The sequence below is a fragment of the Serratia aquatilis genome (assembly GCF_044865145.1).
In the GTDB taxonomy this organism is placed as follows: Bacteria; Pseudomonadota; Gammaproteobacteria; order Enterobacterales; family Enterobacteriaceae; genus Chania; species Chania aquatilis.
The window spans coordinates 549,424-562,573 of sequence record NZ_CP173186.1; the positions used below are offsets into that span (position 1 = coordinate 549,424).

The window sequence follows — 13,150 nt, forward strand, 5'->3', positions numbered from 1 at the left end:
CCTTTATGCTAACTGGCGGATTCCCACTTGCAGCCTGACAAGACGATGGGGTCGCGAACGAATGATATTATCACTCTATTGGGAAAGCCCCCTCGATCATCGACTGCCGCTGCGCGCTGGAGTAGGTGACCCATGAGTTTTTGCTATTAGACTTCTCAAGTATGATGGCCAACTCGCTGCCGTTGAGGGGTAATGCATCTTGCCAGAATGGGGCGATAGCATTTCGGGTGATAAAGTCGAACAGATAGCGTGCTGGATAGTCCCGCTCTTCAGGAAACAACCGCAGAGCCAGTTCTGCCATTAATGCACGTTGCTGTGGGTGCTCACTTTCATCAAGCAATTCAAGGAACGGCAGCAACAGGCGGCCACAGACCTGACCATGGTGATAATCGCGCAGTGCGCCGATCTCGCCAGCAATACCGTGGATCACGCCCAAGCCAGCCATGCTCAGTGTTAGGCCACCCAGATAGGAGGCCTGCATAATGGCTTCACGCGCCTCATCGCTGCTTTGTAACGTCGGCCAAGCGTTGAGGAAGTGGCGAATGCCGGTTAATGACATTTCGCGTGACAGGCTGCTGGCGGTCTTGGATAGATAAGCCTCAAACAGGTGGGTGAAAGCGTCAATTGCACAATAGGCCAACACCCTATTCGGCGCACCATTAAGCAGTTGAGGATCCAGGATAGCGACTTGAGGAACAAAGTTGTTATGCCGCAAAGAGGCTTTCACTTTTGTTACCTGAGTGTCGGTGATAACCGCGTTTTGGGTGACTTCGCTCCCGGTACCCGCAGTGGTTGGGATGGCGATTACAGGCAGCGTTGCCCCACTGATTTTGCAGTCTCCGACTTTCTCCATATAGCGTATTGTCGGCAGTGGGTGCTCAACCAGGGCGGCGAAGGCCTTGGCAGCGTCAAGCACGCTCCCCCCGCCGATAGCGACCACGCGTTGTACCTTTCCTCGCCAACGTGCAACCCAGCGATCAATCTCTTGGGGTGAAGCTTCATGTTCAACTATCTCTCTGCCTATCAACAGTGGCGTCAGTTCATCTGCCAGGTCTGAATAGACAGCGCCACTAACAAATGAGCGGCAAGTAAACAGCAATGTTGCTTGCGGTTCGGACTGCAGCAGCGGGAGCAGGTGCTGGATACTGCCACTACCAAACCAGGTTTGCCGGTTGGCTATCATCAGGCTCGGGATCATGTTTTCTCCTTGGTGCACATCAACAGGGAAATCACAGCATAATTCAGCCTCTAGGGTGAACCAACGCTTTTCCGCCGTACTAACTCTTAATTGTTTATAAGTTAACCCCCCCTAAATCGGCTACATATTGAGTCAATTGGCCAAACTTGTGATTTGATTAACATGTAAACAATGCTGGCCTTGCATTCTGTTTGGTTGAATGCTTTCTATAGTACTCAGGCCTAAAGTAGGGGGGCATGACGCGTAATAGATAATTGTTAATTTATTAATGATTGCGGGGCGGAGATGAATATTCAAGTCGAAAGATTGTCTGCGGTGATCGATGCAGTGGCTACCCGCCAATTCTATTCCAATCTGTTGGCCTACCTGGAAGGCTTTTTCGCTTTTGATAATGCGATCGTTTATGCCTTCGAGTGTAACCAGGCCCCACGCTGTGTGATGAAGAGTGAGAAGGAAAACAGTGATGCGGTTAACCGAATCTATCAGCAGGGAGCCTATCTGGAAGACCCCTTCTATCAAGCGCTGAACGGTGGGGCACAGGGTGAAATTTTTACTCTACGTCAATTGGCCCCCAGCGGTTTTCATCAGACGGATTACTACCGCAACTTTTATCAAAAAACCGGCTGGCAAGACGAAGCCGGGGTGCTGTTACCGCTCACGCCTGAGCGAGGTTTAGGGATATTTTTTGGTTCGGTGCGGCAAGCGGTCGGCGTGCGTTACCCCAATCTGGCAGATTTGTGTGGTGCGCTGACGTTGGTAAAAAGTGTGGCCCGATTACACGGAGAAGTGGTTGCCGCCGACGCGCCAGCTCCTGTTATTCCACCGATGGATAGTGTCGCACAGGCGCGTTTCACACTCACTCCACGCGAGCGTGAGATCGTCGATCTGATCCTTGGCGGCAATGGATCGCAGCAGATCGCCGCCAGGTTATACATCAGCCTCGGGACGGTAAAAAATCACCGCAAGAATATTTACAGCAAGCTGAATATTGGCTCTCAAGCCGAGCTATTCAGTTTGTTTCTGACACCTCCATTGCGCCGCACGGCATAATGTTAAAAAACTGTTGCAAATGTCCCTAAAGGGACATGGTCGCCTGCTCTGACTCGCCGGATAATCTAGAGCAAGGCAATAGGGAAACGGGAATGCAGCAATGAATAATGAAATCGAATCGTTAACCTACTACGCGGCGACCAAGAAATACGATCTGCGCTTCCCGACGTTGGAAGAGGATTTGGATGTTGACGTAGTGATCATCGGCGGTGGGTTCTCCGGCATCAATACTGCACTGGAGTTGGCAGAAAAGGGGATCACCAATATCGCTATTCTGGAAGGGCGCTATCTGGGATATGGCGGCACTGGTCGCAATGGTGGGCAGGTGATGGCGGGGATTGGCCACGATCTGGAAAAGATCAAACGCTACGTTGGTCCGGCTGGCCTGGAAACCATCTTCAAGATCAGTAACCTCGGTGCAGGGATTATCCGTGAACGTATCAAAAAGTACGATATCGATGCCGATTTCTGCTTTGGCTACGGCTATCTGGGCAGCAATGCGCGGCAGGAAAAGACGCTGCGTAGCTGGTTGAAAGAGTTTAAAGCGGTATCGCCAGATGAAGAGATTGAGCTCTATACCGGTTCCGAGGTCAAGCAGGTTGTGGGCTCCGATGCTTATACCTGTGCCTTGAAGCATATGGGCGGGGGCCATGTTCATTCGCTCAACCTGTTGCTGGGGGAAGCGAAAGCGCTGGTCGGTTATGGGGTGAAGATTTTCGAAAACAGCAGCGTGCTGAATGTGGATTATGGTTCGCGCATTACCGTGCGCACTGCAATGGGGTCGGTACGTGCCAAAAAGATGCTTTGGGCGTGTAACGGTTTTCTCAACGGCATGGACCCATTTATCTACGGAAAAACGATTAATACTTATGCATTTCAGTTGGCGACCGAGCCATTGTCTGACGAACTGATCCGCCGTATCAGCCCGATCCGCGGGGCCTACAGCGACATTCGGCCAGTCATCGACTATTACCGTGTGACCAACGAAAACCGTTTGCTGTTCGGTAGCGCCACCCGATTGGTTGAGTACATTCCTGCCGATCTGAAAGCCTGGAACCGTAACCTGATGCTGAAAATCTTCCCGTACCTTAAAGACGTGAAGATCGATTTGGCCTGGGGCGGACCGCTGTGTTGCAGCGCTAACCTATTCCCGCAGATTGGTACGTTGCCACAACACGATAATGTGTTTTACGTACAAGGCTATTCCGGTTTTGGTGTGACGCCGAGTCATATCGTCTGCAAAGTACTGGCCGAGGGCATGAGCGAAGGATCGGATCGTTACGATCTGATGAGTTCGATCCCTCACGTCAATATTTTCGGTAAAGACAAGCTACGCCGGGTGATGACCACGGCTGGCAAAGTCTGGCATCAGACCTCGGGCTATTGGAAAGGCCGCCGTTAATCCAACCCTTACCCTCCTGCCGGGAGTGTGTGAGGAAACCTATACTGATTGATATTAAAGAGAAAACACATGAAACCATTACTTCTCAAGCAACCTATTCCAGAGCTACAGGAAATCGGCAGCGTCAGTAATCTGGGAGCGACCGTTGTCGCAGGTGAACCAAACGTTGGTGTGGCAATGATTTTTGGTGCTCCGACGGATAACCTGAACTGTGGCGTATTCAGCTGTACCCGTGGCACCTTCGTGATGGAATACCCGTTCGCCGAACACGCTACGGTATGGGAAGGTACTGCGATACTGACCAATGAAAACACCGGGGAATCGGTACAGTATCAGGCCGGTGACTCATGGTTTGTTGAGAAAGGCACTCCTGTACGCTGGGAAATTACCTCTGATCGCTTTGTTAAGCATTATCTGGCGATTGTTGAAGGCTAATACTGAAAGAGGGCGATGCGATGACTGATATTACCTTGTTGCCACAGGTTACGGCCTTTCTAAGCCGGGAACATGGCCACTATATTAACGGCCAACAGTTGGCCGGAACGGGTGTGGAAAGGTTTGCGGTGGTTAACCCGGCAACCGGGCAGGCTATCGCGCAGGTGAATGAAGGCGGACAGGCGGAAGTCGATGCGGCGATGCAGGCGGCATTTACCGCTTTCCACGGTGCCTGGGCACAGGTCTCGCCAATGGAGCGTGGTAACTGCCTGACACGCCTGGCCGATCTGCTACAGACTCACCGCGAGGAGTTGGCACAGTTGGAAAGCCTGTGTTCCGGAAAAACCATTCAACTGTCCCGCGCGTTGGAAATCGATATGGCTTCACAGTTTCTGCGCTATTTTGCCGGCTGGTCGAGCAAAATCAGCGGGGAAACGCTGAACGTTTCATTACCTTCTTTCAGAGGGGAAAAGTACACCGCGTTTACCCGGCGAGAGCCGCTGGGCGTGGTGGTTGGGATCATTCCGTGGAATTTCTCGATCATGATCTCCATCTGGAAGCTGGCTGCGGCACTGACCTGTGGCTGTACCGTGGTTCTCAAGCCAAGTGAGTATACGCCGCTGACCATGCTGCGTGTCGCTGAGCTGGCAAAAGAGGCGGGTATCCCTGAGGGAACGCTCAACGTGATCAACGGTTCTGGAGCCCGTCTTGGACCCGCGCTTATCGCCCATCCTCATTGTGCCAAAGTGACCTTTACCGGTTCTGTCCCAACCGGGATCGCCGTAGGTAAAGCGGCGATGGAACAAGGTATTGTCCGTACCACGCTGGAACTGGGTGGCAAAAATGCCGCTGCGTTTTTGGCAGACGTCTCGGTAGAGAAGATGGTCGATGGCATTGTTGAGGCAGGTTACCTGAATCAGGGGCAGATTTGCGCTGCGGCGGAGCGTTTCTACCTGCCAGCAAGCCATATTGATGAGGTGTTGGAAAAGCTGACGCAGCGTTTGGCGGCGATGAAAGTAGGCTCGTCGCTGGATGAAACTACAGAAGTGGGGCCATTGGCCAATGAAGCCCATTACCGCAAGGTGCTTGGCATGTTTGACAAAGCGCGGGCAGAGGGTAGCCAGATTGTCTGTGGCGGCCATGCTTTGGCTGGTCCCGGCTTCTTTGTTGCTCCGACAGCGATCCGCGCCAATGGGCCGAATGATGCATTAATGCGTGAGGAAACCTTTGGTCCGGTAGGGACTTTCCTGGCTTATGATGATGAAGAGCAGATGATCGCCATGATCAATGACTCGCCTTATGGCTTGGCTGCCAGCCTGTGGACTAACGATCTCAGCAAGGCCATGCGTATGATCCCGCGTATCCAGGCCGGGACCGTGTGGATCAACATGCACACCTTCCTCGATCCGGCATTGCCATTTGGCGGGGTGAAATCGTCAGGGATTGGCCGGGAGTTTGGCAGCGCGTTTATTGAGCACTATACGGAACTGAAATCGGTAATGATGAGGTACTGATTGCTATCCCCGTCGTCTTTCGCGCCGCAGCGTTGTTGTCTGCGTACGTGAACCCCAGTCACTTACCTGTTGTAAGCTCCTGGGGATTAACGCACTTGCCGCCTAGCTGCAACACGAAATTCATAGGGGATGCCGTCGTCTTTCGCGCCGCAGCGTTGTTGTCTGCGTACGTGAACCCCAGTCACTTACCTATTGTAAGCTCCTGGGGATTAACGCACTTGCCGCCTAGCTGCAACACGAAATTCATAGGGGATGCTGTCGTCTTTCGCGCCGCAGCGTTGTTGCCAACGTAGAGGCGGCTTGCAGGATAAAGAGAATAGGGGGTTAATCTTCGTCGAACCCGGAGTTGAACAATTCGATAACTGCCGCCAGGGCCTGTTGTTCTTCCGGCCCGGTGGCTTCTATTTCGATTTGACGGCCTTGGGCGGAATCGAGCATCAGCAGCGCAATCACGCTGCTGGCCTCTGCCTCGGTACCGCTGTCATTACGCAACAGCACTTCAGCATCAAAACTCTGCACCAACTCGAACAGCTTCATCGCCGGGCGGGCATGCATACCCAGCTTGTTTTTGATCTCTACCGTTTGCTTGACCGTCATTGCTTGCGCTTTTCCAGTGTGCGGTGGCGTGACTGGACATTCTTGCCGCGAGAACGGAAGTAATCGGCCAACTGCTCTGCTACGTAAACCGAACGATGTTTACCACCAGTACAACCAATTGCCACGGTTAAATAGCTGCGATTGTTGGTTTCCAGCATCGGTAACCACAGTTCCAGGTAGCTGCGCGTCTGGTAAATAAAGTTATGCACCTCGGTATGGCGATCAAGGAACGATGCCACGGGCTTATCCAGGCCGGTCATTGGACGTAACTTGGGATCCCAGTGCGGGTTTGGTAGAAAACGAACGTCAAATACGTAATCGGCATCGATGGGAAGACCGTGTTTGAAGCCAAAGGACTCGAACACCATGGTCAGTTCACGTTCGCGTTTGCCCAGCAGACGAGTACGCAACATCTCAGCCAACTCATGCACCGACATTTCTGACGTGTCGATGATCAGATCCGCGCGGGAACGCAGCGGCTCCAGCAGATCGCTTTCTTCATCAATCGCGCTTTCCAGCGACAGGTTTTTGGCTGAGAGTGGATGTAGACGGCGGGTATCACTGTAGCGGCGGATCAGCGTGTTACGGTCTGCATCAAGGAACAGCAGTTGAGGAGAGAAACTCTCTGGCAACTGAGCCATTGCATGTTCGAACACTTCCGGTGATTCCGGCATGTTACGTACGTCGATGCTTACCGCAGCGGAGCTATTGCGTTCCGCCAGCGTTTGGGCAAGCTGCGGCAGCAGTACCACGGGCAGGTTATCAACGCAGTAAAAACCCATGTCTTCCAGCGCTCTTAAGGCGACGGATTTCCCTGAACCGGAACGGCCGCTGACAATCATCAGCACCATGTGGCAACTCCCCCTGGCATCGGAGTGGCGCTTATCGCCACCGTTAGGATCTTTGTTAATTCAGGCCGAAGCCTGAATACATAATAAGAAAACAGTATCGTTTTCAGGGCTGCAAGTCACGCTAGCCAACGGTTATTCGGTAATGATTTGGTAGAGTTCTTCGTCACTCTGCGCTGAGCGTAAGCGGCGGCATACGGTTTTGTCTGCCAATCTTTTAGCAACCAGCGACAGTGTATGCAAATGGGTTTTACATTGATCGGCTGGCACCAGTAAGGCGAAGAGCAGATCGACCGGTTGATTATCAATGGCATCAAAGGCGATAGGTTGTTCAAGACGGATGAACACGCCAACGGCTCGCAAGGTGTCTTCTTCCAGCTTACCGTGTGGGATAGCGATACCGTTACCAATACCCGTACTGCCCATACGTTCCCGGGTAAGAACCGCTTCAAACACCACCTGCGAAGGCAGGCCTAGTTGCTTGGCGGCTAACTCGCTGATAATTTCCAGCGCCCGTTTTTTACTGGTGCAGTGTACTGAGCTTTTGGTGCACTCGATGTTTAACACCGAGCTTAATTGCATTATTTCGTTGTTCATCTCATCTTCACTTAAAACCGCTTATTCAACTATCCGGCCAGTCTGCTTTACCCTGTGTAAAAGACCTGTACAAATAATGCTCATAAGACGATTTTTCGCCTGTTTAACCCTGATGGTAACCCTCTGCACCCACCCCCATAGAGACGGGGCGCATAGGGTTACGGTGTAGCCAAGTAGACTACGATTAGGGCCACTGCCGTTAACGGTAGTGGCCCAGAATGTCAGTGTTGCTTTAGTTTGTCTTTATGTTTATTCAATTGACGCGCGAGTTTGTCGATCAGGGTGTCAATTGCCGCATACATATCTTCTTTTTCCGAGGTGGCATGCAACTCACCACCGTTCACGTGCACCGTCGCTTCAGCAATCTGCTGCAGTTTTTCCACACTGAGTACCACATAGACATGATTAATGCGATCAAAGTACTGCTCGAGCTTGGCAAATTTGCTGTTCACGAATTCACGCAGAGGTTCGGTGATTTCGATGTGGTGACCGGTAATGTTGAGCTGCATAATGTCTTCCTTCTCTATAGAGGTCAAACCAACTGTTTACGCTGGTTAGACGGCGGGATGGACAAAGACTCTCGGTACTTGGCGACGGTACGCCTTGCTACCATGATCCCCTGCTCGGAAAGCAGGGTAGCTAGCTTACTGTCGCTAAGCGGTTTGGCGGGATTTTCCGCCGCTATCAATTTCTTCACTAATGCCCGGATTGCCGTTGAGGAGGCTTCACCACCGCTATCGGTATTCACGTGGCTGGAGAAGAAATATTTCAATTCGAAAATGCCACGCGGGCTGTGCAGAAACTTCTGCGTAGTGACGCGCGAGATTGTCGATTCATGCATCTCCACGGCCTGTGCGATATCTGCCAGTACCATGGGTTTCATAAATTCTTCCCCCTGCTCAAAGAACGCTTCCTGCTGTTCGACAATACAGCGGGAAACCTTGAGCAGAGTTTCGTTACGGCTTTCCAGGCTTTTAATCAGCCATTTTGCTTCCTGCAGATTGCTGCGGATAAACTGACCGTCCGCATCATTGCGCACGCTGTTGCCAAGAGCCGCATACTGCTGGTTGATTTTCAGGCGTGGAATACTGTCGGCATTGAGTTCTACTGCCCACTTATCCTGCACCTTGCGTACCAGTACATCCGGGATCACATACTCCGACTCACCAGTATTGATCGATTGCCCAGGCCGAGGATCGAGCGACTGAATCAACACCATCGCTTCTTTTAGTGTATCTTCTTTTAGGCGAGTTGTTCGCATCAGGCTACGAAAGTCATGGTTAGCGAGTAAATCCAGGTGATCGCTGATAATCAGACGTGCTTCTGCCAGGTAAGGGGTGTCTTTGGCATATTGAGAAAGCTGGATCAGCAAACAATCGCGCAGATCCCTTGCCGCAACACCGACCGGATCAAAACGCTGTACCCGCTTCAGCACCGCTTCGACCTCTTCCATGGTCACATTTGCATCACCTATACTCTCCAGAATGTCTTCCAGCGGTACGGTGAGGTAACCGGTATCGTCAACAGCGTCGACGATAGAAGTGGCAATCGCGGCATCAGTATCAGAAAAAGGTGTCAGGTCCACTTGCCACATCAGGTAATCCTGTAGCGTTTGCGTGGTTTCCCCTTGATAGACCGGCAATTCATCATCACCGTAATCGGTGCTGGTACCCGAAGGTGTTCCAGCCGAATAGATCTCATCCCATGAGGTATCCAGGGGCAGCTCTTCCGGCATGTCCTGTTGTTCCATCGCTTCGCGGGTATCCAGGTTTTCGGTATCAGTGCTCTCTTTGGCGTCAATCTCTTCGTGCTGATCGTCGGTTTGTTCAAGCAGCGGGTTGCTCTCTAACGCCAGTTGGATCTCCTGCTGGAGCTCAAGCGTGGACAGCTGCAACAGGCGTATCGCCTGCTGTAGTTGGGGAGTCATGGCCAGTTGCTGGCTGAGCCTGAGTTGCAAACCTTGCTTCATAATCTTCTGTCTACTTCCGTTAACGACAGCCTGCTGGCATGCCACTGGAACTTAGAGGCGGAATTCTTCGCCCAGATAAACACGTTTCACCTGCTCGTCGGCCAGAATAGCATCCGGTGTGCCGTGAGCGATCAGTTTGCCCTGGCTGACAATGTAGGCGCGTTCACAGACATCCAGCGTTTCCCGCACGTTATGATCGGTGATCAATACGCCAAGGCCGCTATCACGCAGGTGCTCAATGATTTTTTTGATATCGATAACGGAAATCGGGTCAACCCCGGCAAACGGTTCATCCAACAGGATAAATTTCGGATTGGCAGCGAGTGCACGGGCAATTTCCACGCGGCGTCGCTCCCCGCCAGAAAGAGATTGGCCCATACTGTCACGCAGGTGAGAAATATGAAACTCCTCCATCAGTTCTACCGCACGATCGTCACGTTGTTCACTCGTCAGGTCGTTGCGGATCTCCAGCACGGCCATCAGGTTGTCATAAACACTCAGCCGACGAAAGATAGAGGCTTCCTGCGGTAGGTAACCTATACCACGGCGAGCACGTGCGTGCAGCGGAAGAATACTGATATCCTCTTCATCGATCACGATGCGCCCGGCATCACGTTGGACAATCCCGACAACCATGTAGAACGTGGTGGTTTTACCTGCGCCGTTAGGCCCAAGCAAGCCGACAATTTCCCCTGATTTTACCTTCAGGCTCACGTCTTCAACGACTTTACGGCCCTTGTAGGCTTTCGCCAGGTTTTCTGCGATAAGTGTTGCCATAAGTGATTAGTTACTCTTTTTTTGGCCGTTTTTGTCTTGCAGTTGCGATGGCACCAGAACCGTTGTCACGCGTTTGCCTTTGTCGCTGAACGCTTCCATCTGCTGTTGCTGCACCAGATAGGTAATTCGGTCACCCTGAACGTTGCTGTCGAGCTGTTCCAGATAAGCCTTGCCCGTGAGCGTGACCAACTGAGTCGCAACGTCGTAACGCACTTTCTGTGCATGGCCTTTCACCGGTTTACCGTTGTCCTGCATCTGGTAAAAAGTGACTGGATTACCGAACGCTTCAATGTAGGTTTTGTTCTGATCGCCGTCCGGGCGGGTGACCACCACTTTGTCGGCTTTGATCTCGATGGTTCCTTGCTTGATGACCACGTCATCGGTAAAGGTACTGACATTGCTCTGCATATCCAGAGACTGTTTCAGCGAGTTGATGTTTACCGGTTGGTCAGAGTCAGATTTCAACGCCAGAGCCGGGGTGCTGGCGGTCAAAACGAGGCTGACGATCAACAGATTACGGAGTTGTTTTTTTGTTCTGAATTTCATAGTTGGTCTTAACCTTATCAATCAGCTCAGCGGTTTTGTTCCGCAGATTGCCACGCATCTTCATGCCGTTAGAGGTAAAATTCGTTCCAAACAGAGTCACTTCATCATCTGAAGAGACATCCTGAGTGATCAGATTGACCTGAGCATTCTCTGTTTTGATTTTTTCCAGCTGTGAGGTTGTCGTCAAACTGTTTACCTCAACGTGGCCGTAAAGATAAAGCATGCGGTCTTTAGTGAGTTTGGCACGATCGGCACGTACCGACCAGGTTGCCACTGCATTCTCATCAAACAGCGTCATCACCGGCAGGGTAAACCAGCTTAACTCTTCGGTGGTGTAATATTTCACCTCTTCTGCGACCAGTTTGTAGTTCAGCTTTCCGGTCGGGCTATACACGATAGTCACGGTATGCTGACTCTGATAGGTCGGATCCTGATCATTGAGCGGTACTGAGCTGCCATTATCGTTGACGTTGGTCATATTCCAGCCAATCAACGCCAGCGTGACCACCAGTAGTATCAAGGTGATCCAAAGTTTGGTTTTACTCATATAGACAGCCCTTTGGCGTCTTCCAGCTTATTTTGAGCCAAAAGAATAATGTCGCATAGTTCACGTACCGCACCACGCCCACCGGACAGATGAGTGACATAATGAGCTCGCGGTATCAGCAGCGGGTGCGCATCTGCAACCGCAACCGCCAGACCCACTTCTGCCATTACCGGCCAGTCGATCAGGTCGTCGCCGATGTAGGCGACTTCATCTGGCGTTAGAGACAGTGTATCCAACAGTTCGCGGAAGGCCAAAAGCTTATCTGACTGGCCTTGATAAAGATGTGTGATATCCAGGGTTTTTGCCCGGTCTTCCAATAATTTTGCCGAACGCCCTGTAATGATGGCAACCTCGATACCCGATGTTTTCAGGCAGCGGATACCGTAGCCGTCACGCACGTTAAAAGCTTTCAGCTCTTCACCGCTGTTACCCATGTAAATCAGGCCGTCCGACAACACGCCGTCAACATCACAAATTAGCAGGCGGATTTTTCCTGCTCGCGCCATGACTTCTTCCGTTACCGGCCCGTAGCAGGTTTCAACCAAACTCATTCACTTTGTTCCTTTCATTAGACGACGCCAGCACGCAGCATGTCATGCATATGTACCACACCTAGCAATTGGTCACCATCGGCAACTAACACGGCAGTGATATGGCGCTGTTGCATGAGATTAAGGACTTCGACAGCCAACATGTTGGGGCGAACTCGAATGCCGCCAAGCGTCATGACATCGGCTATTTTGGCATTATTCAGGTCGATACCCATGTCGAACACCCGGCGTAAATCACCATCAGTAAAAATACCGGCGATCTTCATCAGGTCGTTGCAGATGACGGTCATGCCCAGATTCTTGCGGGTGATTTCCAGCAGGGCATCACGCAGCGAGGCATCGGCGCTGACGTGTGGGATTTCGTCACCGCTGTGCATAATGTCACTAACGCGCAACAGCAGGCGGCGGCCCAATGCGCCACCGGGGTGCGATAACGCAAAATCTTCAGGCGTAAACCCCCGCGCTTTCAGTAGCGCGACCGCCAGAGCGTCACCCATCACCAAAGTGGCCGTCGTGCTGGTGGTTGGCGCCAAACCCAATGGGCACGCTTCCTGCGGGACTTTGATGCACAGATGGATCTCTGCCGCTTTTCCCATGGTGCTTTCCGGGTTGTTGGTCATGCAAATCAGAGGGATCTGCTGGCGCTTCAATACCGGGATAAGGGCCAGGATTTCGTTGGACTCGCCGGAATTGGAGATAGCCAACACAATGTCTTGGGCAGAAACCATACCCAGATCGCCGTGGCTTGCTTCTGCCGGGTGGACAAAAAATGCTGGCGTTCCTGTGCTGGCAAGCGTTGCGGCAATTTTGCAGCCAATATGACCGGATTTTCCGATGCCCATAACCACAACTTTACCGCGACATTCGGCGATAGCTTCGCAGGCGCGGGTGAAATCTGCATTGATGTACTGATCAAGCTGGGCTAAACCTTCACGCTCAATCTTCAGCACTTCTTTGCCGGCTTGCTGAAAATCAAAGCCCGGTTGCAACTGCATAGTCGACATACTCATTCCCATCGGTATTACCCGTAATCCTTCAATATACAAGGGGGTGGCTGTATTACTCGGCCCATCCGTGGGCGGGACTACCGCGAACAGCGTTCAAACTGTTGCGGCAGAT

15 protein-coding genes are annotated in these 13,150 nt (G+C 52.0%); 4 read left to right on the forward strand and 11 right to left on the reverse strand.

All coding sequences use genetic code 11. The annotated features are described in order from the left end of the window. Nucleotides 1–70 precede the first annotated feature (70 nt). On the reverse strand, nt 71–1,198 hold the full coding sequence (locus tag SAQUA_RS02470; protein WP_380677466.1) for an iron-containing alcohol dehydrogenase: 1,128 nt from the start codon (nt 1,196–1,198) through the stop codon (nt 71–73). A gap of 285 nt (nt 1,199–1,483) precedes the next feature. On the opposite strand from SAQUA_RS02470, the gene SAQUA_RS02475 reads away from it, so the two are divergent. From SAQUA_RS02475 to SAQUA_RS02490, 4 genes are all read left to right on the forward strand, one after another. Beyond that, nucleotides 1,484–2,248, forward strand: a complete 765-nt coding sequence (locus tag SAQUA_RS02475; protein WP_380677468.1) for a response regulator transcription factor — start codon at nt 1,484–1,486, stop codon at nt 2,246–2,248. 100 nt (nt 2,249–2,348) lie between these two features. Next, the gene (locus SAQUA_RS02480) at nt 2,349–3,650 is read left to right on the forward strand and encodes an NAD(P)/FAD-dependent oxidoreductase (RefSeq protein ID WP_380677470.1); all 1,302 of its coding nucleotides are present in this window, start codon (nt 2,349–2,351) and stop codon (nt 3,648–3,650) included. Nucleotides 3,651–3,719: 69 nt separating this feature from the next. Then, nucleotides 3,720–4,085: a cupin domain-containing protein gene (locus tag SAQUA_RS02485; RefSeq protein WP_380677472.1), complete on the forward strand. Its 366-nt coding sequence runs from the start codon at nt 3,720–3,722 to the stop codon at nt 4,083–4,085. Between the two features lie 20 nt (nt 4,086–4,105). Next, on the forward strand, nt 4,106–5,599 hold the full coding sequence (locus SAQUA_RS02490) for an aldehyde dehydrogenase family protein (RefSeq protein ID WP_380677474.1): 1,494 nt from the start codon (nt 4,106–4,108) through the stop codon (nt 5,597–5,599). Between the two features lie 324 nt (nt 5,600–5,923). Here SAQUA_RS02490 and npr read toward each other — a convergent pair whose 3' ends face one another. From npr to kdsD, 10 genes are all read right to left on the reverse strand, one after another. Beyond that, nucleotides 5,924–6,196 carry a PTS phosphocarrier protein NPr gene (npr, locus tag SAQUA_RS02495; RefSeq protein WP_380677476.1) on the reverse strand — a complete coding sequence of 91 codons (273 nt, stop codon included), beginning with the start codon at nt 6,194–6,196 and terminating at the stop codon, nt 5,924–5,926. Then, a complete protein-coding gene (gene rapZ / locus SAQUA_RS02500; RefSeq protein WP_380677478.1) occupies nt 6,193–7,047 on the reverse strand; it encodes an RNase adapter RapZ in 855 nt (284 codons plus the stop codon). The genes npr and rapZ overlap by 4 nt, the downstream gene beginning before the upstream one ends. Nucleotides 7,048–7,179: 132 nt before the next feature. Next, a complete protein-coding gene (gene ptsN, locus SAQUA_RS02505) occupies nt 7,180–7,641 on the reverse strand; it encodes a PTS IIA-like nitrogen regulatory protein PtsN (protein WP_380677480.1) in 462 nt (153 codons plus the stop codon). A gap of 221 nt (nt 7,642–7,862) precedes the next feature. Beyond that, on the reverse strand, nt 7,863–8,150 hold the full coding sequence (gene hpf / locus SAQUA_RS02510; protein WP_380677482.1) for a ribosome hibernation promoting factor: 288 nt from the start codon (nt 8,148–8,150) through the stop codon (nt 7,863–7,865). Between the two features lie 23 nt (nt 8,151–8,173). After that, complete coding sequence (gene rpoN, locus SAQUA_RS02515; RefSeq protein ID WP_380677484.1) at nt 8,174–9,610, reverse strand: RNA polymerase factor sigma-54; 1,437 nt, start codon at nt 9,608–9,610, stop codon at nt 8,174–8,176. Nucleotides 9,611–9,661: 51 nt separating this feature from the next. After that, complete coding sequence (gene lptB / locus SAQUA_RS02520) at nt 9,662–10,387, reverse strand: LPS export ABC transporter ATP-binding protein (RefSeq protein ID WP_380677486.1); 726 nt, start codon at nt 10,385–10,387, stop codon at nt 9,662–9,664. A 6-nt stretch (nt 10,388–10,393) separates the two neighbouring features. Next, on the reverse strand, nt 10,394–10,933 hold the full coding sequence (gene lptA, locus SAQUA_RS02525; RefSeq protein WP_380677488.1) for a lipopolysaccharide ABC transporter substrate-binding protein LptA: 540 nt from the start codon (nt 10,931–10,933) through the stop codon (nt 10,394–10,396). Then, nucleotides 10,902–11,480 (reverse strand): LPS export ABC transporter periplasmic protein LptC, encoded by a 579-nt coding sequence (gene lptC / locus SAQUA_RS02530; protein ID WP_380677490.1) that lies wholly within the window; start codon nt 11,478–11,480, stop codon nt 10,902–10,904. The genes lptA and lptC overlap by 32 nt, the downstream gene beginning before the upstream one ends. Continuing rightward, complete coding sequence (kdsC, locus tag SAQUA_RS02535) at nt 11,477–12,031, reverse strand: 3-deoxy-manno-octulosonate-8-phosphatase KdsC (protein WP_380677492.1); 555 nt, start codon at nt 12,029–12,031, stop codon at nt 11,477–11,479. Before kdsC ends, lptC begins: the two co-directional genes overlap by 4 nt. 17 nt (nt 12,032–12,048) lie before the next feature. Continuing rightward, nucleotides 12,049–13,035 carry an arabinose-5-phosphate isomerase KdsD gene (gene kdsD / locus SAQUA_RS02540; protein WP_380677494.1) on the reverse strand — a complete coding sequence of 329 codons (987 nt, stop codon included), beginning with the start codon at nt 13,033–13,035 and terminating at the stop codon, nt 12,049–12,051. Nucleotides 13,036–13,150 lie beyond the last annotated feature (115 nt).